Here is a 26,789-nt window from a genome sequence, read left to right on the forward strand (position 1 = left end):
GCTCGCCGCGCCTTACAGGCCGCCCATGCACATGTACTTGACGACGACGTAGTCGTCCACGCCATAGTGCGAGCCTTCGCGCCCGAGCCCCGACTGCTTCACGCCGCCAAACGGTGCGACTTCGTTCGAGATCAGGCCGGTGTTGATGCCCACCATGCCGTATTCGAGCGCTTCGGCCACACGCCACACGCGGCCGATGTCGCGGCTATAGAAGTAGGCGGCGAGACCGAACTCGGTGTCGTTCGCGAGCTTGATCACTTCCTCGTCCGACGAGAAGCGGAACAGCGGCGCGAGCGGGCCGAACGTTTCGTCGCGCGCGACCTTCATGGCGGGCGTCACGCCCGTGAGGATGGTCGGTTCGAAGAAGCCGTGGCCGAGCGCGTGGCGCTTGCCGCCCGTCGTGACCTGGGCGCCCTTGGCGAGCGCGTCTTCGATGTGCGATTCCACCTTCAGCACGGCCGCTTCGTTGATGAGCGGACCTTGCGTCACGCCCGGCTCGGTGCCGAGGCCCACCTTGAGTTGCTCGACGGCATCGCGCAGTTTGGCCGCGAATGCGTCGTACACCTTGTCGTGCACGTAGAAGCGGTTCGTGCAGACGCAGGTCTGGCCGCTGTTGCGGTACTTCGAGGCCACGGCGCCCGCCACGGCCGCGTCGAGGTCGGCGTCGTCGAACACGATGAACGGCGCGTTGCCGCCCAGTTCGAGCGAGACCTTCTTGACCGTCGGCGCGCATTGGCCCATGAGCAGGCGGCCCACCGGCGTGGAGCCCGTGAACGAGAGCTTGCGCACGGTAGCGTTGCTGGTGAGCTCGCCGCCGATGGCCTTCGGGTCGCCGGTCACGACGCTGAGCACGCCGGCCGGCACGCCCGCGCGCTGCGCGAGCACGGCCATCGCCAGCGCCGAGAGCGGCGTCGCTTCGGCCGGCTTCACGACGATCGGGCAACCCGCCGCGAGGGCCGGGCCGACCTTGCGCGTGATCATCGCGGCCGGGAAGTTCCAGGGCGTGATGGCGGCGCAAACGCCCACCGGTTCCTTCGTGACGACGAGGCGGCGGTCGTTCGCGACCGTGGGGATCGTGTCGCCGTAAATGCGCTTGCCTTCTTCGGCGAACCATTCGAGAAACGAGGCGGCGTAGCCGATTTCGCCCTTCGCTTCGGCAAGCGGCTTGCCCTGCTCGGTCGTGAGGATGAGCGCGAGGTCGTCCGCGTTTTCGAGCATCAGGTCGTGCCACTTGCGCAGGATCGCGGCGCGCTCCTTCGCGGTTTTGGCGCGCCAGGCGGGCCATGCGGCATTGGCGGCGGCGATGGCGCGGCGCGTTTCGGCCGCGCCCATCTTCGGCACCGTGCCGATGAGGGCGCCGGTGGCGGGGTTCGTCACGTCGAACGTGGCGCCGTCTTCGGCCCCTTGCCAAACGCCTTCGACGAAGGCCTGGTTTTGCAGCAGCGATGTGTCTTTCAGGTTCATGGTTGAATTCCCGACAGCTTGCGATTCATTGGATCGGCCCGGCGAACGACGTGCGCAGGGCTCAAAACAGCGGACGGCACAGCGGCGCGCGCCGGTGTGCCGTCCGTTTCATAGCGGGCTTTCTTCTTCGGCTCGCACGTTTCAGGCGGGCACGCCCACCGCTTCGTTGAGCGACTCTTCGAGAATCGCGAGCGCTTCGTCGAATACGTTGTCCTGAATGGTCAGCGGGAACAGGAAGCGCACGACGTTCGAATAGACGCCGCACACGAGCAGCAGCAGGCCGCGCTCGAGCGCCGCCGTCTGCACGCGCTTCGTGAAGTCGGCGTCCGGCTCGCTCGTGCCCGGCTTGCAGAATTCCACGGCGTTCATCGCGCCCGGGCCGCGCACGTCGGCGATCTGCGGCACCTCGGCCTTCATTGCGTTGAGTTTGGCCTTGAGCTTGTCGCCGAGCTTCGTGGCGCGCTCGCAAAGCTTCTCTTCCTCGATGATCTCGATGACCGCATGCGCCGAGGCGACGGCGAGCGGGTTGCCCGCGTAGGTGCCGCCGAGGCCGCCGGGCGCTGGCGCGTCCATGACTTCCGCGCGGCCGACCACGCCCGACAGCGGCATGCCGCCCGCGAGGCTCTTGGCGATCGTCATGAGGTCGGGCGTGACGTCGTAGTGTTCCATGGCGAACAGCTTGCCGGTGCGCGCGAAGCCCGTCTGCACTTCGTCGGCAATCAGCAGGATGCCGTGCGTGTCGCAGATCTGGCGCAGGCCGCGCACGAAGTCGGCGGGTGCCTGATAGAAACCGCCTTCGCCCTGAACCGGTTCGAAGATGATCGCGGCCACGCGTTTCGGATCGATGTCGGCCTTGAACAGCGTTTCGATGGCCTTCAGCGAGTCGGCGGTCGTGATGTCGTGGACGGAGTTGGGATACGGCGCGTGGTAGACGTCGGCCGGGAACGGGCCGAAGTTCAGCTTGTACGGGGCGACCTTGCCGGTGAGCGCCATGCCCATCATCGTGCGGCCGTGGAAGCCGCCCGCGAAGGCGATCACGCCCGGACGGCCGGTGTGGGCGCGCGCGATCTTCACGGCGTTTTCGACGGCTTCGGCGCCCGTCGTGAAGAAGGCGGCCTTCTTGGCGAAGTTGCCCGGTGCGCGCTTCGCGACCTTTTCGGCCAGCGAGACGTACGACTCGTACGGCACGATCTGGTAGGCGGTGTGCGTGAAGCGGTCGAGCTGGGCCTTGATGGCCGCGACGATCTTCGGATGACGATGGCCCGTGTTGCACACGGCAATGCCGGCTGCGAAGTCGATGAAGCGGCGGCCCTCCACGTCCCAGAGCTCGGCGTTTTCGGCGCGCTCGGCGTAGAAGTTGCACATCACGCCCACGCCACGGGGGGTGGCGGCGTCCTTGCGGCTCACAAGTTCAGCGTTCTTCACGGTTCATCTCCTTCACAGACGTTTCTGGGTATCGGTGGTGGGTTTCGGGCCCTTGCGGGGCCGCAGACCAGTGCGGCGGTACGGGACAGCAGATGGCCGATGGAGCGACTATACTCACGTTTGGCTCTAAATTTCAGAGCCATTCAATAAAATTGTTAGGAGCCAATTTCGATGCGAGCGAGTGTCCTGTCCGACTGGCTGGCGCAGCGGCTCGACCGCGGGAGCGGCCAGCCGGTGTACCGGCAGCTACACCGCCTGCTGCAGCAGGCCATCCTGTCGCGCGAACTGCCGGCGGGGGCGCGCGTGCCGTCGTCGCGGCTCCTCGCGGCGGAGCTGGGCATCGCCCGCAATACGGTCACCCAGGTCTACGAGCAACTGGTGCTGGAGGGCTACGTGGCTTCGGCGACCGGGCGCGGCACCTATGTGGCCGATACGTCGCCCGACGAGATCGTGGGGGCGAATGAAGCTGGCGCCATGGGGGTGGATCGGGGGGCGGGCGCACGCGTTGGGCGGCCGGGCACTGGCGGGGTGTTGCCCGCGAGCCTGCCCACGGGTGCTGCTGCTTCGCCGTCTCCCGGCATCGCGGCCTCCTTTGCCGCGCAACCGGCCGAGGGCGGCGGCACCCATGCTGCGCGCGAGGCGGCACGGGCGCTTTCCGCGCGCGGCGCCCGGCTGATCGCGGGCGCGGGCGTCTCGAAGCGCCAGGGCGGCGCGTTCATGCCCGGCGTGCCGGACGTTTCGCGCTTTCCCTCGCGCGTCTGGACGCGCCTCACCAATAAATACTGGCGCAGCCTGCGCCCCGACCTGCTTACCTACGCGCCGGGCGGCGGCCTCGCGCTGCTGCGCCACGAACTGGCCGATTATCTGCGCACCGCGCGCTCGGTGCGCTGCTCGCCTGAGCAGATCATCATCACGACCGGCATTCACCAGTCGGTCGACCTGGCCGTGCGCCTGCTCACCGATTCCGGCGACGTGATCTGGACCGAGGACCCGTGCTATTGGGGCCTGCGCAGCGTGCTGCACGTTTCGGGGCTGAATCCGCGGCCGATTGCGGTGGATAGCGAGGGCATCAACCCTTCGGCGGAAGATTTCGCCGTGCCGCCCCGGCTGATTCTCGTCACGCCCTCGCATCAGTATCCGCTCGGCATGGTGATGAGCCTCGCGCGCCGGCGCATGCTGCTCGAATACGCGCGCCAGCATCAATGCTGGATCATCGAGGACGACTACGACAGCGAGTTCCGCTACGGCAGCCGGCCGCTCGCTTCGCTGCAGGGGCTCGATACCGCGGGGCAGGTGATCTATGTGGGCAGCTTCGGCAAGACCCTGTTTCCGGGGCTGCGCGTGGGCTACCTCGTCGCGCCCGAGGCGCTGGCCGAGAGCTTCGCCACCGCGAGCGCCGAACTCTATCGCGAGGGCCAGTTGCTGCAGCAGGCGGTGCTGGCCGAGTTCATCGCGGAAGGGCATTTCACCTCGCATATCCGCAAGATGCGCGGGCTTTACGGGCAGCGGCGCGAGGCGCTGCTGGAGGCCGCTGCGAGCCGTTATGGCGATGCGCTGCCGGCGATGGGCGGCGACGCGGGCCTGCACGTGGTGATGCAGCTTCCCGAGGGCTGCGACGACCGCGCGGTGGCGGAGGCGGCCCTTGCGCGCAACATCGTCGTGCGGCCGTTGTCGGGCTATTACGCGGAACGCGCGCGGGCAGCTTCGGGACTCCTGATCGGCTATGCGTGCGTGCCGGACGAGGAGATCGCGCCGGCGTTCAATACGCTCGGCGAGGCGATTGACGCGACCTTGCCGCTTTTTGCCTGAGGTGCTGCCCTCACAGCCGGATCAACACCGCCCCGCACGTCACCAGCGCGCATGCAATCACGCGACGCGCGGTGAGCTTTTCCTTCATGAACAGCCAGCCGATCAGCACGGCGAAGATCGAACTGAGCTCGCGCAGCGCGGAAACCGTCGCAATCGGCAGATAGCGGAACGCCTCGATCACGAGGCAATAGGCCGTGAGCGCCACGACGCCCGCCATCATCCCTTTGAGCACCGCGGTCTTCGAGGTGAAGAGCTGCGCGGCCCCGCCGCGCAGGCGCCAGACCATCAGGAACTGCGGGATGTTCCAGAGCAGGTAGACCCACATGATGTAGCTGAGGCCGTTGCCGGCAAGCCGCGCGCCGATGCCGTCGACGACCGAGTAGGTGGCGATGAGAAGACCGGTCAGGAGTGCATAGGGAACGCTCTCGCCCGAAAATCGCATGCCGCGCCGGAACGCCAGCGACATGATGCCCACCGAAACGAACGCAACGCCCACGGCCGCGAGCGGCTTGAGCGCTTCGTGCGCGAACACCAGCGCGCCCACGAACACGAGCATGGGAGAAAGGCCGCGCGCGATGGGATAGATCTGGCCGAAGTCGCCGCTGCGATAGGCGCGGATGAGCGTGAGGCAGTAGGCGAATTCCAGCACCACCGAAGCGGCGATATACGGCCAGCTGGCGGGTGCGGGCGCAGGCAGCACGATGACGCCGATCGCACCCACGAGCCCGTAGGGAATCGACATCATGCCGAGCAGCCAGAGGCGGTCGCCCGAAAGATGCAGGAAGGCGTTCCAGCTTGCGTGCAGAAGCGCCGAGAGCAGAACCAGCAGAACGACGAAAGTAGCCATCCGGAGAAACGGTTGCGCGAGCAAAGACCTGATTATTCCAGCGAATGCGGCGCGCGGCGATGGCGTGCGAAAAGCCCCCATTGATTTGCGGGTTGATATCGTCGTATAGTCGAAGCCGACTCCACACAGTCCGGTTCAGCTTGAGAGGTTGTCGGCATGCCACATGTTAGACGCCTCGCCGCTGGATTTCCCGTCGTTCATCGAAGGCCTGCTGCTGGGCGCAGGTCTCTTCGCCTCGGTCGGTCCCAAAGACGCCTTTGTCATCAAGCGCTCGCTCACGGGCCGCTACCTCTTCCTGATTGCCGCGGTCTGTGCCGGTAGCGACGCCCTGCTGATCGCGCTGGGCGCGGGTGGGTTCGCCGCGGTGCTGGCGCGTCATCCGGCCGTGGTGACGGCATCGCTCTGGTGCGGCGTGGCGTGGCTGGTGGGCCACGGCATGCTCGCGCTGCGTGCGGCCGTGGCCGGCGAGCGCAGCATGCCGTCGCTCGTGGCGCTGCAGAGCGCGCCGTTCGGGCGCACGCTCTTCGCCACCGCGGCGGTGTCGCTGCTCAATCCCAGTGCCTGGATCGACACCGTGCTCGTGATCGGCGCTATCGTAGCCGCCCGGGCGGCGCCGACACGCCCGCCCTTTGCGCTGGGTGCCGTCGCGGCGTCTTTCGTGTGGTTTCTCTGCCTGACGTATGGCTCGCGTTCGTTTCGCGCGCTCTTCATGCGGGCCACCGCGTGGCGCGCGCTCGACGCCTTCGTTGCGCTCATGATGTTCGGCATGGCCGCCCACCTCGCGCTCGCGCAATTCTGAAGCGCGGGTCGCCACTGGCCGGTTCAGATCACGCGCTCGCGCAGCCAGGCCGAGATCAGATCGATCACCGTGACCACGACGATCACCATGATCATCACGGCGCAGGTGGGTCCGTAGTTAAACGAACGAATTTCCTCGTACAGCACGACGCCAATGCCGCCCGCGCCCACCATGCCCACCACCATGGCCGAGCGCACGTTCGACTCGAACCGGTAGAGCGCATACGAGATCCACAGCGGCATCACCTGCGGCAGCACGCCGTAGATGATCTCGTCGAGCGGCGTTGCGCCCGTTGCGCGCACGCCTTCGGCGGGGCGCGGGTCGATGGCCTCGACGGCTTCCGCGAAGAGCTTGGCGAGCACGCCGGTCGTATGCACCCATAGGGCGAGCACGCCGGCGAACGGCCCGAGACCCACCGCCACGATGAACAGCATCGCGAACACCATTTCGTTGATCGCGCGGCAGGCGTCCATCAGGCGCCGCACCGGATGGCGGATCCAGGCGGGCGCGAGATTGTGCGCCGACATGAGCCCGAACGGCACCGCGCAGACGAGCGCGAGCGCCGTGCCCCACAGGGCCACCGCGAGCGTCACCCACATCTCGTGCATATAGGTGCGCCATTCGGTGAAGTCGGGCGGGAAGAAGCCGCGCGCGAATTCGCCCATGTTCGCCGAGTCGGCGAAGAGGTCGAGCGGGCGCATGTCGGCGCCATGCCAGCCCACGCCGAGCAGCACGAACACCACCGCCCAGCCCGCGAGCGAAAACCAGCTGCGCTTCGGCGGCGGCGCAGCCGGGGTACCCGGCGCGCGCGCTACGCCGGCCGCGCGCGCGCCGTTCTGCGTGCCGTCTTGCATGCTGTCCTGCACGAGGCGCGACGCGTCGAGGTCCGCCATTTTCATTGCTTCGACGAGGCGTTGAGCGCGTCGATCTTCGCGTCGATTGCCGCGATCTGGTTCTTGCGGTCGTCGGCGGAAAGATTGCTGTTGGCGGCGATCTTCTGCTTCTGCTGGAACAGCGCGATCTGGCGAATCGGGTTCAACTGCGCGTCGGTCGAAGGCGTGAAGCCCGCGTAGCCGGTAATGCCGGCCATGATCTGCTTTTCGCGCGGATCGGTCTTCGCATAGTGATAGAAGAAGTCGCGCAGCTTCTGCCTGGTCGCTTCAGGCAGGTCCTTGCGGTACACGAGCGGGTCCGAAGGGATGAGCGGCGAGGTCCACAGCACGCGCACCTGCTTGAAGAGTTCCGGGTTCTTCTTTTCCAGCGTGCCCAGTTCGATCGTGTTGTTGGTCGCAATGTCCACCTTGTTGTTCACCACGGCGAGCAGATTGGCCTCGTGGCTCGAAGGCAGCACCGTCTTGAAGGTGGTCTGGTTTACGGGCACGTTGTGCTGCGCGAACAGGTAGTAGCCGGGGATCAGCGTGCCCGAGGTCGAGTTCGGGTCGCCGTAGCCGAGCGTCACATCCTTCGTGTTCCTGAATACATCGTCGAGCGTCTTGAAGCGGCTGTTGACGTTGGTGATGAGCACCGACTTGTAGCCCGCGTCGCCGTTTGCGTAGAGCACCTTCGCGAACACTTCGCCGCTCGAGCGATCGACGGCTTCCATGGCCGAGGCGTTGCCGAAATAGCCGATCTGCACCTTGTTGAAGCGCATCGCTTCGATGATGCCGGCATAGTCGGTGGCGAAAAACGCCTGGACGTGCAGGCCGGTCTGGCGGTTCAGGTCGTCGATGAACGGTTGCCAGCGTTGCTTGAGCACGGCCGACGAATCGGTCGAAATGATGCCGAAGCTCAGGTCTTCGGCATGCGCGGCGGGGGCGGCGAATGCGAGGCAGGCGGCACTGGCGGCAAGAATGGAGCGGAGCAGCTTCATGGGGTTGGGGTCCGGGTCGAGGGGGAAAGGACGCAAGCGGGTCAGGCCACGCGCGCTTGCGGCCCGAAAGGGCCCGCGGCGGCGGGTGCGGCTGGGGTAAGCGGGTCGGCAGACGGTTCGATCAGTTCGCGCGCGGCGCTGCCGTACAGTTGCTGCAGCACCGGCGGCGTGAGCGCCGCGCTCGGGCCGTCGTACACCACGCGGCCGTCGCGCAGCGCAATCGTGCGCGGGCAATACCGCATGGCGATGTCCACCTGGTGCAGCGAGACGACCACCGTGAGCCGGTGATTGCGGTTGAGCATCGCGAGCATGTCCATCACGCGGCGCGACGATTCGGGGTCGAGCGAGGCGATCGGTTCGTCGGCGAGGATGAGCCGCGCATGCTGCACGAGCGCGCGCGCGAGTGCCGCGCGCTGCTGCTGTCCGCCCGAAAGATTCGCGGCGCGTTCATAGGCCTTGTCGGCAATGCCCACTTCGGCGAGCGCGGCGACCGAACGTTCGCGCTCGGCGCGCGGAAAGCATCCGGTCACGCGGCGCCACAGCGGCAGCCGTGCGAGTGCGCCGATCAGCACGTTGGTTTGCACCGTGAGCCGGTTCACCAGATTGAACTGCTGAAACACGAAGCCGACATCGAGCCGGATACGACGCACCTCGCGGACGATCCGGCCATTCTGCTGAATGGGTCGGCCAAATATTTCGATCTGCGAAGGTTGTGGGTCCGATGCGGTAAAGCCCGCAATGTGGCGCAGCAGGGTCGATTTGCCCGAGCCCGACGCGCCGATCAGCGCAACCATTTCGCCAACGCCTACGCGCAGGTTGATTTCGTCGAGTGCCTTGCGGCCGTTTGCAAAGGTCTTCGACAGTCGTTCGATGCGGATGGCGTCCATGTCGGTTCGTCACAAAAGTCAGGCGGGTGCGGTTGTGTCGGGGACATTCTAGAAAGCGACTATGACGGTTGAGTGAAGGTGTCGAGACATCTAGACGACTACACCGCGTGATTCTTCCAGTGTGACAAACGCGTGACGTCCTTTACGTGTCATGCGCAATGCACCGATGAGGCGCTATATTGTGAGCAGCGAACGCGCCGACCCTCATTCGCGCCACCTTTCAACCCTCGCCGGACGAGTGCATCGATGCGACAAGCGCTGAGCTTCCTCCCCGATAGCTTCGCCGAGTACGAAGATCTCAAGAGCATCCTCGATGCCGGCAGCCGCTGGCTGCAGATCCGCAGCGCCGGCGAGGTGGAAGTGCGCGGACGCTCGTTCGAGCTGTTCGTCGCGAGTGTTGGATCGAACGAGCCGAGCGCGCCTGCCATCGGATTTTTCGGTGGCATTCACGGTCTCGAACGAATCGGCTCGCAACTCGTGCTCGATTACATGCGCGCGCTGGTGGGGCGCCTCGCATGGGACGAACTGCTCATGCAGCAGCTTCAGTCGGTGCGCCTCGTGATGGTGCCGATCGTCAACCCCGGCGGCATGTGGCAGGCCACGCGCGCGAACCCGAACGGCGTGGACCTCATGCGCAACGCGCCCCAGGACGCGGACGAGCGCGTGCCGTTTCTCGCCGGCGGCCAGCGCGTGGGCTCGTGGCTGCCGTGGTATCGCGGCCGGCGCGGCGCGCCCATGGAGGCGGAGGCGGCGGCACTCTTGAAAATCGTCGACGAAGAACTGACCCATCGCCCGCTCAGCTTCGCGCTCGACTGCCATTCGGGTTACGGCTGGAGCGACAGCATCTGGTTTCCCTACGCGCGCACGCGCAAGCTCATGTGCAACCTGCCGGAGATGTACGTGCTCAAAACGATGTTCGAGCGCGCGCATCCGCACCACGGCTACACCTTCGAGCCGCAGAGCCACCAGTACCTGCTGCACGGCGATCTGTGGGACTGCGCGTACGACCGCGCGCCCGCGCAGAACGTGTTTTTGCCGCTCACGCTCGAACTGGGTTCGTGGTTGTGGATCAAGAAAAATCCGCGCCAGATTTTTTCGCGCCAGGGCATGTTCAATCCGGTGATGCAGCATCGCACCGCGCGCGTGCTGCGCCGTCACGCGAATCTCTTCGAATTCCTTACGCGTGCCGCCTTCTCCGCGCCGCGCTGGCTGCCCGAGGGCGCGCAGCGGCAGCAGATGCTGCAAAGCGCGATCGGACATTGGTACCGGCAGCCGGGCGCATGAGCGCGCAGCCGTGGATTTTGCTGCGCGGCCTCACGCGCGAGTCGCGCCACTGGGGCGAGTTCGCGCCCATGCTCGCGGCGGCGGCAGCCGGGGTGCTACCGGTCGATCTGCCGGGCAACGGCACGGCGGCACACGTGGACTCGCCGGGCGAAGTCGATGCGTTCGTCGATGCGGTGCGCGCCGAAGCGCAGCGGCTGGGCGCGCGTGCGCCGCACCGCGTGCTGGCGATGTCGCTGGGCGGCATGGTGGCGACGGCCTGGGCGCTGCGTTATCCCGACGAAATCGACCAGCTCGTGCTGGTGAACACGAGCATGCGGCCCTACAGCCGCTTTTACGAGCGGCTGCGGCCCGCCGCGTGGCCCGCGCTGCTGCGCGTGGCGCTCAACTGGCGCGATGCCGGCGCCGCCGGTCCCGCCGAGCCGCTGATCCACGCGCGTACCTGCGCGCGCCGGAACACGCTCGCTGCCGACCTCGACGCCTGGCGCGCGATTCGGGCAAGCGCCCCGGTGAGCCGGGCGAACGCACTGCGCCAACTGTGGGCCGCCGCGCGCTACGCGGCGCACGGCGTGCCGCGCTGCGCCACGCTGGTGGTCTCGGCGCGCGGGGACCGGCTGGTGAATCCCGTGTGCTCGGCGCGGCTCGCGCGCGCATGGGGCGCCCGGCATCTCGAACATCCGTGGGCGGGCCACGACCTGCCGCACGACGATCCGCAATGGCTCGTGGCGGCGCTGCGCGTACTCGACAGATCGCCGGCTTCATCGATTGCCCCATAATAGGGTGCGTCACCCAGGCTCTCCGGAACGACCCTCATATGAATGCAAGCCCTACCCAAAGCGGCGCCGCACCGCGCCTCACGAGCCTTTCGCATGGCGGCGGCTGCGGCTGCAAGATCGCGCCGGGCGTACTCTCCGCGTTGCTCGCGCGCAGCACGCCGCTCACGGCGGCCTTCCCGAACCTGCTGGTGGGCACGGAAACGGCCGACGACGCCGCCGTGTACAAGCTCAACGACGAGCAGGCCATCGTCGCGACCACCGACTTCTTCATGCCGATCGTGGACGACCCCTACGACTTCGGCCGCATTGCCGCCACGAACGCGCTTTCGGACGTCTACGCGATGGGCGGCAAGCCGATTCTCGCGCTCGCGCTCGTGGGCATGCCGATCAACGTGCTGCCCCACGACGTGATCGCCCAGGTGCTGCGCGGCGGGGAGGACGTGTGCGCGGCGGCCGGCATTCCGGTGGCGGGCGGCCACTCGATCGACTCGGTGGAGCCGATCTACGGTCTTGCCGCTATCGGCGTGGTGCATCCGGACCGGGTGAAGCGCAATGCCTCGGCGCATGCCGGCGACGTGCTCGTGCTCGGCAAGCCGCTGGGCGTGGGGGTGCTTTCGGCTGCCCTGAAGAAAGACCGGCTCGACGCAGCCGGCTACCAGGCGATGGTGGCTGCCGCAACGAAGCTCAATACGCCGGGCGCAAAGCTGGCGGGGCTCGATGGCGTACACGCGATGACCGACGTAACGGGGTTCGGCCTGCTCGGCCACACGCTCGAGATCGCGCGCGGCGCGGGGCTGACCGCGCACGTGCGCTACGCCGATCTGCCGTTTCTGCCGGGCGTGGAAGCATTCGTTGCCGACGGTGTCTTCACGGGCGCCTCGGGCCGCAACTGGGCGTCGTATGGTGAGAGCGTGACGCTTGGCGCCGATCTGCCGCCTGTTGCGCAAGCACTCCTCACCGACCCGCAGACTTCGGGCGGCCTGCTCGTCGCCTGCGCGCCCGAGCGCGTGGACGACGTGCTGGCGATCTTCCGGGCGGAAGGCTTTGACGACGTGCGCACGATCGGCCAACTGAGCGCCGGCCCGGCGCGCGTGGACGTTGCATGAGGGGCGTATGAGCGCAGAATCGCCGAAGGCCATTTTCTACGCACTGGCGGCGAACGCCGGCATTGCGGCTTGCAAGTACGCCGCTGCGGCGTTCACCGGTTCCGGTTCGATGTTCGCCGAGGCGATTCATTCCACGGCCGATTGCGGTAACCAGTTGCTGCTGCTCTTCGGCTTGCGCCAGTCGCGCAGGCCGCCATCGGCGTTGCATCCGATGGGCTCGGGCCGGGCGATCAACTTCTATTCGCTGCTGGTTGCGCTGCTGCTGTTTTTCGTGGGCGGCGCGTTCTCGGTGTACGAGGGCATCCATCGGCTGATTCTGCGTGAGCCGCTGCATTACGTGTACGTGGCGCTCGTGGTGCTGGGCGTTTCCGTGGTGCTTGAAGCGTTCTCGCTCTATGGCGCCGTGCGCGAGATCCGCAAGGGTTCACCCACGAAATCGCTGTGGCGCTGGGCGCGCGAGACGCGCGAATCGGAGCTGCTCGTGGTGGCGGGCGAGGATATTGCGGCGCTTGCGGGCCTTGCTATCGCGTTCGCTGCGGTGCTGCTCACGATGATTACCGGCAACCCGGTGTGGGATGCGTGCGGCTCGATTGGCGTGGGCGTGCTGCTTATGCTGATTGCGTGGTTCATCGCGCGCGAGGTGAAGTCGATGATCGTGGGGGAATCGGCGAGCCCCGAACGGCGACGCGAAATTGAGGCTTTTCTGCGTGGGCGCAGTGAGATACGCAGCATCATCAACCTCATTACCCTGCAATGGGGTAAGGAAGTGGTCGTGGCCGTGCAGGCCGAGATGATCGACTACGAGCAGAGCCGCGCGATGGTTGAGGCGATCAATGTGATCGAGGCGGATTTGCAGGCGCGGTTTCCAGAAGTGCGGTGGGTGTTTTTTGAGCCGGACTTTGAGGGGCGTTGAGGGTGGGGTTGTGGTTTTTTGTTTTCGCGGTGGTTTGCCTGGGTTGCCCCTGTGCGGGGAAATTGATTAGTCTCTCCCGGTGTACTAGAGTTAAATTCGTCAACAAAATCAAGGCCTTAAGTTCATTCCGGTATCCCTGGGTTAACTGCGGTTTGCGGCGCGTACTGTCCTCGAATAGTCCTCGCGCCGTGAACCGCCCACTTGAGGACAAGACATGGCGAAGCAACGTATCAACCGCGAACTGATCCGGGGGCTCGAAGGCGAGCGCCTGGCGACGCTGGCCCAAGGAGATGTGCCGAAGCTGCGCGACATCTACGACGACACGCTGACCGGCTTCGGGCTGCGCATGCGGCCTAACGGCTCGGTGTCGTTCGTGTACCGCTGGAGCGCACCCGAAGGGCAGCAGAAGAAGGCGCTCGGCCGGTGGCCCGCGATAACCGTCGAGGAAGCGCGCGCGGCGGCGAAGTCATTCATCGGCCGCACCGATCACAAGAGCGATGCAATGTCCACGCGCGTCGCGAAGCACGAGCGGCGCGTGGCCGATGCAAGGCACTGCGCGATGCCAACAGTGGGCAGCTACCTCGATGGCGACTATCGAACGTACTGGCTCGGCACGACCAGGAGCGAGACGCCCGAACAGAACCTGAAGAATATCCGGCGCGACTTCGTTGACCTGCTGCTGAAGCGACTGGACGAAGTGACGCGGCCAATGATGAAGAAGTGGATCGAGGCACGGATCGCGGCAGGTCATAAGCCCACGGGGATCAACCGCACGCTCGGTGCAATCGGCGGGCTGTTCACGCACGCCGTTGAGCACGAGATCATCACGAGCAATCCGTGAGCGAGGCTCCGCTGCAAGACCGACCCCGAGGAAGAAGCGGCGCACGGCCGCGAACTGACAGCCGACGAGGAAACGCGACTGCGTGCTGCGCTCGACGCGCGCGAGTCGCGTATCCGGGCAGAGGCGGAGGCGAGCGTGCGCAATGGTCGCGGGCTCACGAACCTGCCGGCCGCTCATCACGCGTTCGTCGATCACGTCAAGCCCGCGATCCTGCTCGCGCTTAATTCCGGATTGAGGCGCAGTGAGATCATGCGACTCGAATGGAAGTCAGTGGACTTCAAGGCACGGACGATCACCGTCGCGCCGGCGACATCAAAGGTCAAACGCTCCCGCGTGATCCCAATGAATGCCGAGGCGTATGCGACGCTAATGGCGTGGCGGCGCCAGGTGGCGTTCGCGCGTGTGTTCGCGAATGAGATCGGCGAACCGCTGCGCGAAGTGCGCGACTGGCAGAAGGTCCTGAGGGAAGCGCAAATCGAGCACTTCCGGTTCATGGATACGCGGCATCACACGGCAACGCGCATGATCAATGAAGGTGCTTCGCAGTTTCACGTGCAGCGGCTGCTCGGCCACAAGGACAGCCGCATGTCGCAGCGCTACATGAAAGCGCGAGAGACGAAGCTGGCCGAAGCGCTGGCGCTGCTCGATCGTCCACGTTCAGGGATCGATGGCAGCGGCGCTCAGGCCGCCTGATCGTTGCCGGTGCTGCACCGCGAAGCCCCGCATGGGGCTTTCCCGTCAATCTGCGTAGTCATCTTCCAGTCTGCATCGATTAATATGGGTGCTCCCCCGTCATTCGGGAGTGCCCGACCATGCTCACCGCCGCTGACGAGTGTGTCGCCCATTTTTCCAGGTTAGCGTCCCGCATCCTCAGAGTCATGCCCCGCGTCGACGCGCTGCAGGCAGTTTCGAGCACCTGCGAAACATGGAGCGTGATCCACGTATAAGGGCGGACCCAGGCATGCACGCGGTCATCACCGCCATCCTGTCGCAAGGAGACCCGGGGAGCTGGCCCGTGAGTGCGGTGACACCGGAGAACGTGGCGAAGCTGCTTGGCAGGACGGCGCTTACGATGCACGCCAAAGATCTGAGCAAGACCAATCGCAGGAACGCCCGCAAGCCTCGCGCTGATGACGGGCAGCTTGCGCAGGCCCGTGCCACTTTCAACGCATGGGGCGGCGCGACCATGACGCCCGGAAAGCTCCGCGAGTGCGAGTTGCACGTGGCAAAGGAACTTGGCACGAACCGCCCGAAGATCACGCGCTGGTTTGCCTATTTCATCGAGCACAGCGACCTCTCATAGCGCCGCTATCACATGCCATAGCGGCGCTATGGCATGTCACACCTTGCCCGTTCTATCTGCCTTGTACCAACCTTGTAAGTGGTGGCCCGCTGTGGGCTTAATCACTCAAGGGAGGTACGCATGGATACGCCCCGCCCGAAGTCCGTCAAGCAGCTTTGCGACTACTACGGCATCTCCAAACCCCACTACTACGCACTCAAGGCGAAGGGCCTTGCACCGGCCGAACTGAAGCTCGGCAACCGCACCATCATCACGCCCGAAGCCGAGCGCGCGTGGGTGGAAGCCAACACGGTGCGCGCGACAGCCAACGCGACGGCCTGAGCGGAGGCCGTCATGAACTACTACACGAGCCTCGACATCCGCGAACTGGCGACCCTCGCATACATGAACGGCGAGGGTCTGCCCGCCGAAGCCATCGGGCAGCTGCTCGAAGCGTATGAAGGTGAAGACGCGCTCGCCTGCGCTATCGCGGGCGTATTCGAAGACCTCGAAGACGGCGTGGTGAACGTGCTGCGATGCCTGCTCAAGATCGCGATGCTGGTGGACTACGATCTCGACCTGGACGCGGTGCGCGAAAACATGGCGAAGCCCGCTACCGGCAACGGCGCTTAGCGTGGAGCCCGCCATGATCCAGCATCCGTTGCAGGCAGAGGCGAAGGTGCGTGTCGAAGGCGGCAAACACGACGGCTGCACGGGACACATCGTCAGAATCCATACTGGCCTGAATCCGTGCGACTTCGCGGTAATCGAGTTCGATCCGCCCAAAGGATCGCGTTGCAAGACGAAGGAACGAGACGCCGTACCGATCTTTCGCGTCAAAAGTGAGAAGGTGTCCAAATGAGCGCCGCCCCGGCCGACCTCGCCGAAGCATACAGGCGGCTGATGAGCGACGAACCGCTCATGCGCAAGCGCGTGCGCGGTGAGAACCCGGAGGTGGATCGCGCGGTCGACAACTTCCTGAGCCCCGGCTACGCCTACCGCGATTTCTATTCGCACTTGCCGTCGCACAAGTATCTGCATGTACCGACCGGCGAACTGTGGCCCGCGTCGAGCGTAAACGCGAAGCTGCCGCCGATGAAAGTCGGCGGCGACCGCTACATCAAGGCGAGCGCGTGGCTGGACGAACATTGCGCCGTCATGCAGATCGTGTGGATGCCAGGCGAGCCGCAACTGATCGAGGGGCGCGTCATGCAGGCCGCGGGCTGGAAGCCGCACGCGGGCGCCCAGGCGTTCAACCTCTACCTTCCACCATCACCGATATCGGGCGACGCGACGAAGGCGGGTGTGTGGCTCGGACATCTCAAACGGCTCTATCCGAACGACTGGAGCTATATCGTCAACTGGTGCGCGTACACGGTGCAACATCCGGCGGACAAGATCAACTGCGCGCTCGTGCTCGGCGGCGGCCCCGGCGTCGGCAAGGACACGCTGATCGAGCCGCTGCGTGCGGCGGTCGGTGCGCACAACGTGGCCGATATCACGCCCTCGATCATGTTCGGCCGTTTCAACGGCTGGGTGCGTAACAAGCTCGTGCGCGTGAGCGAGGTGCGCGACCTTGGCGAATACGACCGGTTCACATTTTATGAGCATACCAAACCGTATCTGGCGAGCCCGCCGGACGTAATCCGCGTCGACGAAAAAAATCTGCGTGAGTACTACGTCGCGAATGTCTGCAACGTTATCTACACGACGAACCACATCACGGACGGCCTGTATCTACCGGCCGACGACCGCCGCCACTACGTCGCGTGGAGTACACGTACGGGCGCTGATTTCAGCGAGCACTACTTCCGCGAGCTTTGGACGTGGTACGCGGATGGCGGCATGGCGAACGTGGTGGCGTTCCTGAGCGGGCACGATCTGTCCTACTTTGACCCAAAGGCCCCGCCGCCCAAGACACCGGCATTCTGGCAGGTGGTGGTGGCGGGCGAGTCGCCCGAGAGCGGCGAGATGCGCGATGTGATCGAACGGCTCGGCAACCCGCCCGCCCTCACAATCGGCAACGTCACCGATGAGGCCGAAGCCGCGAAGATGTTCGGCCTGCGCGATGAACTTTCCCTTCGTGCAAACCGCCGCTCGATTCCGCACCGCATGGAACGCGCCGGTTATTCGGCGGTACGCAATCCGAACGCCGAGGACGGGCTGAGGAAACTTGCAGCACGGCGCACCGTCATTTACGCGAAAAGCAGCCTTACGCTTGCGCAGCGCATCACGGCGGCTAACAGGCTTGTGGAAGGCAATGGAATCATCCCGGGGCTGGAACCGCAACCGCCGCCCGATCAGTCTAGTCAGTGAAGTCAGTGGTTTCCCATCCCCATCTACGCGCGCGCACGCGCGCTACACCCAGCCCCGTATCTATTTCAGATGACAGCAGCGTTGAAATATAGAGATAGCGGACCACTGACTTCACTGATTTCACCGACCAAACCGACCGATATGGAGGCAGCGAATGATTGACGCACTTATCGCAGGCAGATTGCACGGCGCGCCGACTGTGCGCATGAGTCGCGACGGCAAGTATCGGTTTGTAACGGGTAAGCTGCGTTGCGCCGGAGGCGATGGCGAAATCCTGTTCGTAGATATCGTGGCGTTCTCCGATAGTGCGAAAGCGTGCCTGCTCGAACTCAGTGACGGCGACAGTGCAGCGCTGTGTGGATCGCTGACAGTGAGTGTCTGGCAGCCCTCGGCGGGCGGCCCGAAGCCACAGGTACGCCTGAACGTGACCGGCGCGTTGACGCCTTATCACGTGAAAAAGCGTCGTGCCGTGATGCAGTCCGCACACGACTGCGCTGCCCGCGACGATGGCACACGGACGGCGACGCAGGACAACGGTAAATTTCACGACGACCCGCTGGACGGGGCGTTTTGACTCGCAGCACGTACTAGGAGAGAAAGATGGAATCGGATCTCACACAAATCACGCCCGCTGCCTAGGCTGACGTACCGGAATCGTTCGCCAACCTGGCGGGGCTGCTGGATAAATATCAGCGCCTCACCGATGCCGCTGAACTGCTCCCGGAGCAGATCACGCAGGCACGTGAAAGTGCCGAAACGGCGCGGCAGTCGATGCTCGAGGCCGACATGAGCGAGATCACGGATCTCGACGCGCAGGACGCCGGAAGCGGCACACCTGGCGTCAGCGCCGACGAACTCATGCACGAAGCACTCGAGGCCGATGCGCTGGTGCGGCGCCTTGAAGCGCGCCTGCCTGCGCTGGAAAGCCGGCTCGACGAACTCACCAGCGAGGTGCAGACTGAAGTCCAGATTACCAAGGGCGATGCAGCCGCCGTTATCGGTGGAATGGTCGATGCACTTGGCCCGGACTTACTGGCCGCACTAGAACCGCTGAAGCAGGTCACCGCGCGCATCATCGCGCTAGAGGAGTGCCTGCCGCCGGGTACCGCCGGCCGCGCGCGGTTTGAGCCGTTCATTCCAGAACCCGGCCACGAACCGCTCTATGTCGGCGGAGGTGAGTACAGCAAGGGGCCGAACCTGCTGAAGGTGGACGACGCGACGATGACCGCGGCGCGCGCCGCAGTGGCCGACAAAGTCCAATGTGTACGGGACGTACTTGCACTGGCGCGGAGTTTTCAGGCGTATGTGCCGCACGAAAGGCGACCGAAACCATACGTGCTCAAAGGCACCCGCATCGAATACACCGGGGCGCCGCCCACGTTTGACGCAGAGATCATCAAGCGCTGAAGCGCAGCCAGCTCAGGGAGAACATCATGAAGGAATTCGTTTTCGGTGTGGGCTACGTGGAGCGCGAGTCACAGAAGTCCATCGCAGCCCGCTGGGATCGCGCCTTCGCGGCAGTACGCGCTCAATACGGAACGGGAACACCCCGCCCACAGCCGCGCAAGGCGTCTGTGGCGGGCTCGTGGGACTCGGCCTTTGCTCGCATACAACCACCCCGCGCGGGCCGCCTGTAGCGATATCAGGAGAATTGTCATGCACCGCATCCGCCTCAACAACGGCCTGCTGGATATCCCGCAGGCGACACCGCCCCAATGGGCCAGCCAGTACGTCACGGCGTCACCGCGAGCGCAGGTCGATCCGCGTTTGTCCATCTTCTACGCGATCGCGCCAGTTGCGCAGATCCGCGAACGAGAGACGACGCGGCGCGCTGCGCCAAAACCACCATCGGTCAAGCGCGGAGCCTCGCGAAGGAGGCGCGTTTCGTGGGGCATGATCGCGTTCCGGCAGGAACTAGCGCGCGTGTGGAGCTAGCTCATGTGAACGGACCTTGTTATTTCGTCATGTTGAATTGCAGCACTTCTTCAAAAACGCGGTTTCTTGCCTTGGCGTCAGTGACGAGTGCCGAAGCTGGCATCACATAGAGATGAAGAGGAATGTTGCTGGCGCCAATCATAAAATCACGATAAACGACCCGCTCGGTGAGCGAGAAGATGTCCATGAAATTTTGTTGTTTCATGTCTCTGTAAAATTCGTCATCGATATCTACGATGGAGAACGCAAAAACCTCTCTCACCGTCGGTATGTGATCGGCAAGCTCGCTCGCATAAAGCCGGCATTGAACCAAAGCCTTATTGTTATCAAAAAGGTCAGCACCCGGCTTTTTGAATTCGATGATTACGAGCTTATTTGGTTGATTCTCTGAATTTTTGGAAAAGAACGCCGCAACATCTGGCTTTCGCCCCTGTTTAATTCCTACGGAATTGGTGACACCCTCAATTATCGTAGCCAATGTTTCATCGCTATAAATGCTGGAATATGATAAAAATTTATCATCCACGAGCCATACATTATTTTCCCGGATTTCGGCGCCATCACTTCTTTTAGGCAAGATTGCGTTGTGAATAATCGACTCCGCGCTCTCCAACGGAACATTCGCTAAAGAATCAATTACCAAAGCACGGTGAACGATAAATCGAGCAAGGTCGTCACTTGCCAGGTGCGATACATCATCAAGCGAAGGGGACTTGCCAACCTCGAGAGCTTCCATAAGTTGGTCTTCCTTCCTTGCCTGCTGCATTCTGTACGTCTTTACCATCTCGTCAGCATCAAGTAGGGCAGCATTCCCACCCAGTGCGTCGACCTTGATGAAGGGATAATATTTTCTCAATTTTGCAATGTTGCTTGACTTAAACTCCTCAATTCCACCCTCTGGAGATTCATTAATCATGGACATGCACTCTTCCCGTATACGGAAAATAATCCTGTCGCGACTAAGGGGGGAGATCATGTCTACGTCATCATCCGTCTTTGGTAACTCGAGCCGTTGACGCTCAAGATTCGAGCGCCCGTTGAAATATGCGGCGGTTACAAAAATCAAATGCCTGCAAATGTCGAACCGTTTACTGATTGTGCATTCCTCGATGCACAGTTCGTCAGCGCAAAGCATCGCGACAATTCCCTTTTTGGGAGGCTCTTCCCTGAAGAGATAACATTTGAAAACTTCGCCGTCCAGTTGAAACTCTCTTTCGGCCAACGCCTTAATATCAGCACCTGAAAACTCAAAGACATCGTCAAATGGTTGTCTTGAGTTGTGAGTGAACCGCAGCTTGACCTCGTGTCCTTGGCGAGCCTTCAGAAACAGGATCAATCTAAGATCGTCGCAAATTGAATTAACGAGCTTTGCGACTTGCGTATTAATTTTATCTTTCAAATCGCTCAGTGTGACCCTGGTGCTTTTCGAACCACGAATACGAGTTCGCTTGACGTCATCGGGTTTGAAGTCTGGCGTATAAAGAAACTCGACGCGCTCATCAGACATCTGACTGTAGATTTCAACGGTCCTGGCGTATTTCAGAAAGGCTAATCGCCCCACGCCTTTACCGCCGATATCGTCCTTGTGACCAGTGCAAACTTCCTCGAAATAGTGAAGATTTTCAGGAGTAAAGCCTTCGCCGTCATCGGTAATGATGATTTGCTCAAGGACCTTCCGCTCTTCCGTACTCTGGAAAAGGTCACCATTTCTTTCTGAAAAATGAAGCTCAACGGAAATAAGTTTGCCGCCCGCATGAATTGAATTTGTCAGCGCCTCACGAATTACATCCCGAACTGTTACGCCACCCCTATAGTGTTCGGCAATAAATTTTTTTAAGTTGATCGTTGCCATTCAGTCACCAGTAAATTCTTATTGATTCGCTTGCTCTGGAATGCAACCTCGTTAAGTGAAGGACCTTTCCACTCATCGCTGCAACGGAATCGCTGCAGTCACAGATTGCACCTTGAGATGTTTGAGCTATTTAATCATGCTCGGGGCAGCAGGGAAAGCCCAATACCGCCCGCATCTATGCGAGGTGCATCAAAGCCATCGGGAGACGGGGTGCCCGGGGCCTCACGGCTGCGCGAGGGATGGGCAGCCGGGAGGCCGGGTCCTTTCCGACCCTCCGAGAGCCGGGGGTAATTTGCGCGGCGCGGTTTTTCTCCAGCTACCAGGTCCGAACGCTCTTTGCACTTTGCAGTCCTCGGACCGCCGGGCGCGCCTGCGAGGTGCGAACCCACTGCAAAGTGCTTTGAACTGCGAGTGTGCGCAGGCGCCGTGTAAAGGTGCGAACACCTACGCACTGTTCGCACTTGACCGTTCGCGCCCGCCAACCGAAGCGCTTGGTCAAAATCGTTAAAATACGTCAAGTGCAGCCGTCCGGCGCACGTTTGGCCGCAGCACGGTGCGTGCCAGCCATTTTTTCTCGGCTGGCGTCTGCCGGAAACACAGGCAGCCAGTTTGGCGACCTGGAAATGTAGAACCCGCTCGCCCGCAAGGGTGGACGGATGCCTCTGTTCGTGTGTTGATTCTGTCGATGAGCGGGCCTTGGCGCGGAGACCTTCGGGTCTGCCGGTCTGGTTCTACGCCGGTTCGTCAACCCTGTCTCGTGCCTGCTCACCCACTCCCATCTGTTTGCGGTTGTTGCGAGTTGTCCCTTGCTACAGGAGGCAGAACACTTGACGACGCACAACAAATCCCCAATCAGGCCCGATCAGGAAGCGGCATAAGCCGTCCTCGAAAGCATCGAGCAGTTTGCCTTCGAGGCTGCGCATCGGCATGCCGCTAACCTCACAAGAATAGTGCATGCGGTGTACCCGCCAGTACTCCAGCAACCTTGACGACGACAGTGGACCACTATTTCCGTCCAATGCCATGTCGCTCGCTATCCGCTAACCCAATGCGCGTGAGTTGAGTGGATTGCGGTACATATTTTTAGCAGTGCGTACCATTGATAATTACTGACAAATCTGGAAGAAATCAGATTTGTCTCATATCGGTTTTTCAATCCTCTTGGTAGCTTCGTCCATTACACGCTTAAAAGCATTTTGAGGAGCGGCGCCCGTGCGGTTGTCATGGCATTGCGTCGTCGTGAGGGATTTGGAAAATGCCGTTGCATTGCGCAGGGCTTCGCCCAGCATCACAGGTACAAGCAATGAATAATCGTTGTTATCGGCTTGTTTTCAACAAGCTCCGGGGTATGCTCGTCGCTGTTTCGGAAGCGGCAGCCACGCACGGGAATTCCAGTCACGGCGAAAACGGCCCAGCGGTTGTGCTGCAATTCTTTACGCTCTTTGCAATGCGTCACGTGGCCTTTGCCGCGCTGGCTATATTCGGACTCGCACCGGCGCTTTCGGAAGCGCAGATTGTGCCGTCCGGTGTCCACGCGCCCAACGTCATCAATACGGCGAACGGTTTGCCCCAGGTCAACATCTCGAAACCCTCCGGGGCGGGCGTATCGGTCAATACCTATTCGCAGTTCGATGTGGGCCAGAAGGGCGCGATCCTGAATAATTCGCCCACCATCACGAACACACAACTCGCCGGGCAGATTTCAGGCAACCCCAATCTTGCGCCGGGACAGGCCGCCAGCATCATCGTCAACCAGGTCAGCAGCAGTAATCCCAGTCAACTGAAAGGTTACGTGGAGGTGGCCGGGCAGAAAGCCGCTACGGTGGTCTTGGCAAACAGTTCCGGGATCATTGTTGACGGCGGCGGCTTCATCAATACAAGCCGGGGAATCCTGACAACGGGCAATCCGCTCATCGATGGCAACGGCAATCTCACCGGCTTCAACGTCACCCAGGGGACCGTAACCGTCCAGGGTGCGGGCCTGAACGCCTCGAATATCGATGAGGTGGATATCCTCTCGCGTGCGCTGGAGGACAATGCGGCGATCTACGGCAATACGCTGCATGCGGTCACCGGTTCGAACAGCATCGACTATGCGAGCCTGACGCCGACGCCGATTACCGGCAGCGGTCCCGCGCCCGGTGTGGCCATCGACGTGTCGCAACTCGGCGGCATGTACGCGAACAGCATTACCCTGGTCGGGACCGAAAACGGGGTTGGTGTCGCGAATGCCGGAACCCTTGCCGCGCAGGCGGGAGACCTCACGCTCACGAGCGCGGGTCAGCTCGTGCAGTCGGGCCGCATGAGCGCAAGCGGCGGCAACATCGCGATCAACGCCGCAGGCGTGCAGAATTCTGGCACGATCTACTCGGCACAGAATACCACCCTTGGCACGTCCGGGGCGCTGGAGAACAGCGCCACCATTGCGTCACAACAGGATACGGTGATCAATGCCGGCAGTGTCGCCTCGACGGGGGTGTTCGGTGCGGGCATCAACAGCGACGGCAGCATCGGCCCGGGCGGCAATCTCTCGATCAACTCGGCAGGCGTATTGTCCGCGAACGGCCAGAGCGTTGCGGCGGGCTCGGTCACACTCCATGGTGTGGCGCTCGACCTCTCGAATGCGCAGATCGGGGCCGGCACAGCGCTGAACCTCACGGCCACAGGCGGCAATCTGGGTCTGGTCAATGCAACCGCGGGCGCAGGCACGTCGATTACGGCGAATGCGGCCGGTACGTTCGACAACAGCGGGGGCCAGCTCACCAGCGGCACGTCCACGCAGATTGCTGCGGGCGCTGTTCGCAACGCGGGCGGCCAGATGGTGGCCGGTACGACGCTGGGCGTGACCACCGCAGGCGCGTTCGACAACACCCAGGGCGTTACGCAGGCAGCAGGCCAGGCATCCATCAGCGCGGCCTCGCTGGACAACACAGCGGGGCAAATCCTCTCGCTCAATGGCGATGGCCTGACGCTCAGCACGACGGGGCAACTGACCAACGGCGCGGGCGGCCAGATCGGCGGGAACGGCGCGGTGTCGATGCAGGCCGGCACCCTGGTCAATCACGGCGCGGTGGCTGCACAGACGAATCTCCTGGTGTCGGCGCAGTCCGTCAATAACACCAACGGTTCGCTGGAGGCGGGACAAAACGCGACCATCAACGCCGGGTTGCAGTTCACGAACAGCGGCGGGAAGGTTTTGGCAGGCCAGGCCGCGACGATCAGCGCGAGGACGCTCGACAACAGTTCAGGCAACGTTCAGGCCACGCAACTGGCGCTGAACGCGACCAACCTCGTCAACCACGCGGGCACGATCACGCAGTACGGAACGGGGCCGATGATCGTCAACGTGAGCAACCTGCTCGATAACTCGGCGGGTGGCACGTTCCAGACCAACAGCACGGACCTCACGCTCTCCGCTCCGGTCATCGACAACGATGGCGGCTCGATCCTGCACGCTGGCACCGGGGTTTTCACCCTCACGCCGGGTAACGGCGCGGGGTCGTTCTCGAATGTCGGCGGCACGGTCATCAGCGCGGGTACGGTGCAGGCGCAGATGGGCACCTTCAATAACGGGAGCGGCACATTCGCTGCGCAACAGGGCATGTCGGTCGCGGTCCTGGACGGGGTGAACAACGCAGCGGGTCTCATGCGCGCCCTGGGGTCGCTCACGCTGACGACCGGCGGAGCGCTCACCAACGCAGGGGGCAGCGTCCAGGCGGGCACGGGTGCAACGGGCGATGCCTCGACGCTCTCGGTGCAGGCCGCGTCAATCGACAATACCCAGGGTGTACTGGGCAACCTCGGTTCGGGCGCGATGTCGGTACAGGCTGGCAGCCAGATCGTCAACGCGGCAGGCGTCGTGACCGGCAATGGCGCGGTGTCGCTCGCCGCTTCGTCCATCGCGAACACCCAGGGCGGCCAGGTGAGCGGCGCGAGCCTCGGGGTGCAGGCAGGAGATATCGACAACACGAATGGCCAGATGGGGACGCTGCCGGGGTATCAGGGCGATGCCGCCATCACGGCCACCGGCACGCTCACGAACACCGGCGGCCAGATGGGCGCCACGCGTGACCTGGATATCTCCGCCGGTACGCTGCTGGGCGGGGGCACCTACTTTGCCACGAATGACGTGACGCTGAATCTTCAGGGCGACTTCACGACGACGCCCGACCAGCAGTTCATCGCCGGCCACAACCTCGCCTTCCATTTGCCCGGCACCTTCACGAACACCGCCGTGCTGCAGGCGGCGAACGATCTGGGTGTGGATGCGGGCGATATCGAAAACAGCGGCGCCATGATGGCGGCCGGCACGCTCACGACGCACTCGGACACGCTCACCAATACCGGCGCGATGGTGGGCGGCAGCGTGTCGCTCAACGCGACCAGCAGGCTTTCGAATCTCGGCCCGAGCGCGCTCATTGGCGCATCGGACAGCAATGGCACGCTCGAACTGCTCGCCCCCGATATCGAGAACCGCGATGACACCACCGAAACCGATTCGCAGGCCACGACCGCGATCTTCGGACTCGGCAGCGTCGTGCTGGCGGGCGGAAAGAATCCGGATGGCAGCTACAGCAACGCGAACGTCATCAACAACGTATCGGCGTTGATCCAGTCATCGGCCGACATGGCGCTCTACGCGGACCAGGTGACGAACACGCGGCACGTGATGACGACCTCGGGCTATATGCCCGCCGATCCTGCGTTGATCGCGCAGCTCGGCATCAGCCTGTCCGGCTGCACGGCCATCGACATGACGGCCTGCTCCGCAGATCACCCCTATGTCGGCTGGGCCACGCCGGATAACCCCGCCTTCCTGACGATGATCGGCGGGGTCTATACGCTGCCGCCCGGCGGCGGCCAGTGGAACAGCGGCTATCAGTACACGACCTATACGGGCGTAGCGCTGGCGAGCGTTATCACGGCCATCAGCCCGGGGGCACAGATCATCTCGGGCGGCAACCTGGACATGTCGCATACAGGTCTGCTCCAGAACTACTGGAGCCAGGTGGCGGCAGTGGGCGACCTCGCCGCGCCGGCCACGCTCGACATGGACGCCTGGCAGGGCCAGGTGGCGCCAGGCGTGCAGGTCACGTACTCGGGCTACTACCACTACACGAACTACGACCACAGCATCGGGGACTGGACATTACCGTTCGGTGATGCGCCGTTCAGCGGCCCGAATCCGGGCGGCTATACGCAGGCCGCGCCCGCCGATGTCGTGCCCTACGGGCTGCCCGACTATGAATCGACCTTCGGTGCGGGTGGGACGATTTCAGGCACCGGCATCAGCATCAACAACACAGCAGGAAATGCCGGCCTTCCGTCGATAAACCTGGCACCAGGCCAACCGGTAGCCGGCGTGGGCGTCGGGAGGGTGAACGGT

24 protein-coding genes are annotated in these 26,789 nt (G+C 63.4%); 17 read left to right on the forward strand and 7 right to left on the reverse strand.

Features of this window, described 5'->3' with window-relative positions; all coding sequences use genetic code 11:
- Positions 1-12: 12 nt before the first annotated feature.
- On the reverse strand, positions 13-1,464 hold the full coding sequence (locus BFE01S_RS28015) for an NAD-dependent succinate-semialdehyde dehydrogenase (protein ID WP_028228351.1): 1,452 nt from the start codon (positions 1,462-1,464) through the stop codon (positions 13-15).
- 141 nt (positions 1,465-1,605) lie between these two features.
- Positions 1,606-2,889 carry a 4-aminobutyrate--2-oxoglutarate transaminase gene (locus BFE01S_RS28020; RefSeq protein WP_028228352.1) on the reverse strand — a complete coding sequence of 428 codons (1,284 nt, stop codon included), beginning with the start codon at positions 2,887-2,889 and terminating at the stop codon, positions 1,606-1,608.
- Positions 2,890-3,060: 171 nt separating this feature from the next.
- On the opposite strand from BFE01S_RS28020, the gene pdxR reads away from it, so the two are divergent.
- Positions 3,061-4,698, forward strand: coding sequence for a MocR-like pyridoxine biosynthesis transcription factor PdxR (gene pdxR, locus BFE01S_RS28025; protein WP_028228353.1), 1,638 nt, complete (start codon positions 3,061-3,063; stop codon positions 4,696-4,698).
- 10 nt (positions 4,699-4,708) lie between these two features.
- Here the strand turns inward: pdxR and BFE01S_RS28030 are convergent, their stop codons facing one another.
- A complete protein-coding gene (locus BFE01S_RS28030; RefSeq protein ID WP_028228354.1) occupies positions 4,709-5,545 on the reverse strand; it encodes a DMT family transporter in 837 nt (278 codons plus the stop codon).
- 163 nt (positions 5,546-5,708) lie between these two features.
- Between BFE01S_RS28030 and BFE01S_RS28035 the strand changes: the two genes are divergently transcribed.
- A complete protein-coding gene (locus BFE01S_RS28035; RefSeq protein WP_042338795.1) occupies positions 5,709-6,344 on the forward strand; it encodes a LysE/ArgO family amino acid transporter in 636 nt (211 codons plus the stop codon).
- A gap of 23 nt (positions 6,345-6,367) precedes the next feature.
- On the opposite strand, the gene phnE is transcribed toward BFE01S_RS28035, so the two are convergent.
- From phnE to phnC, 3 genes are read right to left on the reverse strand one after another with little or no spacing between them, the layout of a single operon-like run.
- Positions 6,368-7,198, reverse strand: coding sequence for a phosphonate ABC transporter, permease protein PhnE (gene phnE, locus BFE01S_RS28040; protein ID WP_028228356.1), 831 nt, complete (start codon positions 7,196-7,198; stop codon positions 6,368-6,370).
- Positions 7,199-7,239: 41 nt separating this feature from the next.
- The gene (gene phnD / locus BFE01S_RS28045; RefSeq protein WP_028228357.1) at positions 7,240-8,214 is read right to left on the reverse strand and encodes a phosphonate ABC transporter substrate-binding protein; all 975 of its coding nucleotides are present in this window, start codon (positions 8,212-8,214) and stop codon (positions 7,240-7,242) included.
- A gap of 41 nt (positions 8,215-8,255) precedes the next feature.
- Positions 8,256-9,101, reverse strand: coding sequence for a phosphonate ABC transporter ATP-binding protein (gene phnC / locus BFE01S_RS28050; RefSeq protein WP_028228358.1), 846 nt, complete (start codon positions 9,099-9,101; stop codon positions 8,256-8,258).
- A gap of 246 nt (positions 9,102-9,347) precedes the next feature.
- Between phnC and BFE01S_RS28055 the strand changes: the two genes are divergently transcribed.
- The 14 genes from BFE01S_RS28055 to BFE01S_RS28115 all read left to right on the forward strand — a co-directional run bounded on the left by BFE01S_RS28055 (position 9,348) and on the right by BFE01S_RS28115 (position 19,551).
- Entirely contained in the window at positions 9,348-10,385 is a 1,038-nt protein-coding gene (locus BFE01S_RS28055) for a M14 family zinc carboxypeptidase (protein ID WP_042338798.1), read from the forward strand.
- Entirely contained in the window at positions 10,382-11,158 is a 777-nt protein-coding gene (locus BFE01S_RS28060) for an alpha/beta fold hydrolase (RefSeq protein WP_028228360.1), read from the forward strand. The genes BFE01S_RS28055 and BFE01S_RS28060 overlap by 4 nt, the downstream gene beginning before the upstream one ends.
- Positions 11,159-11,196: 38 nt before the next feature.
- Complete coding sequence (gene selD / locus BFE01S_RS28065; protein WP_028228361.1) at positions 11,197-12,264, forward strand: selenide, water dikinase SelD; 1,068 nt, start codon at positions 11,197-11,199, stop codon at positions 12,262-12,264.
- 7 nt (positions 12,265-12,271) lie between these two features.
- On the forward strand, positions 12,272-13,177 hold the full coding sequence (locus tag BFE01S_RS28070) for a cation diffusion facilitator family transporter (protein WP_028228362.1): 906 nt from the start codon (positions 12,272-12,274) through the stop codon (positions 13,175-13,177).
- A gap of 214 nt (positions 13,178-13,391) precedes the next feature.
- The gene (locus BFE01S_RS46025; RefSeq protein WP_245621208.1) at positions 13,392-14,018 is read left to right on the forward strand and encodes an Arm DNA-binding domain-containing protein; all 627 of its coding nucleotides are present in this window, start codon (positions 13,392-13,394) and stop codon (positions 14,016-14,018) included.
- Between the two features lie 135 nt (positions 14,019-14,153).
- Positions 14,154-14,711, forward strand: a complete 558-nt coding sequence (locus tag BFE01S_RS46030; RefSeq protein ID WP_245621209.1) for a site-specific integrase — start codon at positions 14,154-14,156, stop codon at positions 14,709-14,711.
- Positions 14,712-14,979: 268 nt separating this feature from the next.
- Entirely contained in the window at positions 14,980-15,321 is a 342-nt protein-coding gene (locus BFE01S_RS28080) for a hypothetical protein (RefSeq protein ID WP_028228363.1), read from the forward strand.
- 120 nt (positions 15,322-15,441) lie between these two features.
- Positions 15,442-15,642 carry a helix-turn-helix transcriptional regulator gene (locus BFE01S_RS28085; protein WP_028228364.1) on the forward strand — a complete coding sequence of 67 codons (201 nt, stop codon included), beginning with the start codon at positions 15,442-15,444 and terminating at the stop codon, positions 15,640-15,642.
- Between the two features lie 12 nt (positions 15,643-15,654).
- On the forward strand, positions 15,655-15,933 hold the full coding sequence (locus BFE01S_RS28090) for a hypothetical protein (protein ID WP_028228365.1): 279 nt from the start codon (positions 15,655-15,657) through the stop codon (positions 15,931-15,933).
- Positions 15,934-15,946: 13 nt separating this feature from the next.
- Complete coding sequence (locus BFE01S_RS28095; protein WP_028228366.1) at positions 15,947-16,162, forward strand: hypothetical protein; 216 nt, start codon at positions 15,947-15,949, stop codon at positions 16,160-16,162.
- Positions 16,159-17,616 (forward strand): primase-helicase family protein, encoded by a 1,458-nt coding sequence (locus BFE01S_RS28100; protein ID WP_028228367.1) that lies wholly within the window; start codon positions 16,159-16,161, stop codon positions 17,614-17,616. Before BFE01S_RS28095 ends, BFE01S_RS28100 begins: the two co-directional genes overlap by 4 nt.
- 154 nt (positions 17,617-17,770) lie before the next feature.
- Positions 17,771-18,190 (forward strand): hypothetical protein, encoded by a 420-nt coding sequence (locus BFE01S_RS28105; protein WP_028228368.1) that lies wholly within the window; start codon positions 17,771-17,773, stop codon positions 18,188-18,190.
- A gap of 212 nt (positions 18,191-18,402) precedes the next feature.
- Entirely contained in the window at positions 18,403-19,023 is a 621-nt protein-coding gene (locus BFE01S_RS28110; RefSeq protein ID WP_156967171.1) for a hypothetical protein, read from the forward strand.
- 249 nt (positions 19,024-19,272) lie between these two features.
- Positions 19,273-19,551 carry a hypothetical protein gene (locus BFE01S_RS28115; protein ID WP_028228370.1) on the forward strand — a complete coding sequence of 93 codons (279 nt, stop codon included), beginning with the start codon at positions 19,273-19,275 and terminating at the stop codon, positions 19,549-19,551.
- Between the two features lie 19 nt (positions 19,552-19,570).
- Here the strand turns inward: BFE01S_RS28115 and BFE01S_RS28120 are convergent, their stop codons facing one another.
- Positions 19,571-21,403 (reverse strand): ATP-binding protein, encoded by a 1,833-nt coding sequence (locus BFE01S_RS28120; RefSeq protein ID WP_028228371.1) that lies wholly within the window; start codon positions 21,401-21,403, stop codon positions 19,571-19,573.
- Between the two features lie 1,303 nt (positions 21,404-22,706).
- On the opposite strand from BFE01S_RS28120, the gene BFE01S_RS28125 reads away from it, so the two are divergent.
- Positions 22,707-26,789, forward strand: a 4,083-nt coding sequence (locus BFE01S_RS28125) for a two-partner secretion domain-containing protein (protein ID WP_042338818.1), incomplete at its 3' end; no start/stop codon positions are given.

The organism is Paraburkholderia ferrariae NBRC 106233 (genome assembly GCF_000685035.1).
Classification (GTDB): Bacteria; Pseudomonadota; Gammaproteobacteria; order Burkholderiales; family Burkholderiaceae; genus Paraburkholderia; species Paraburkholderia ferrariae.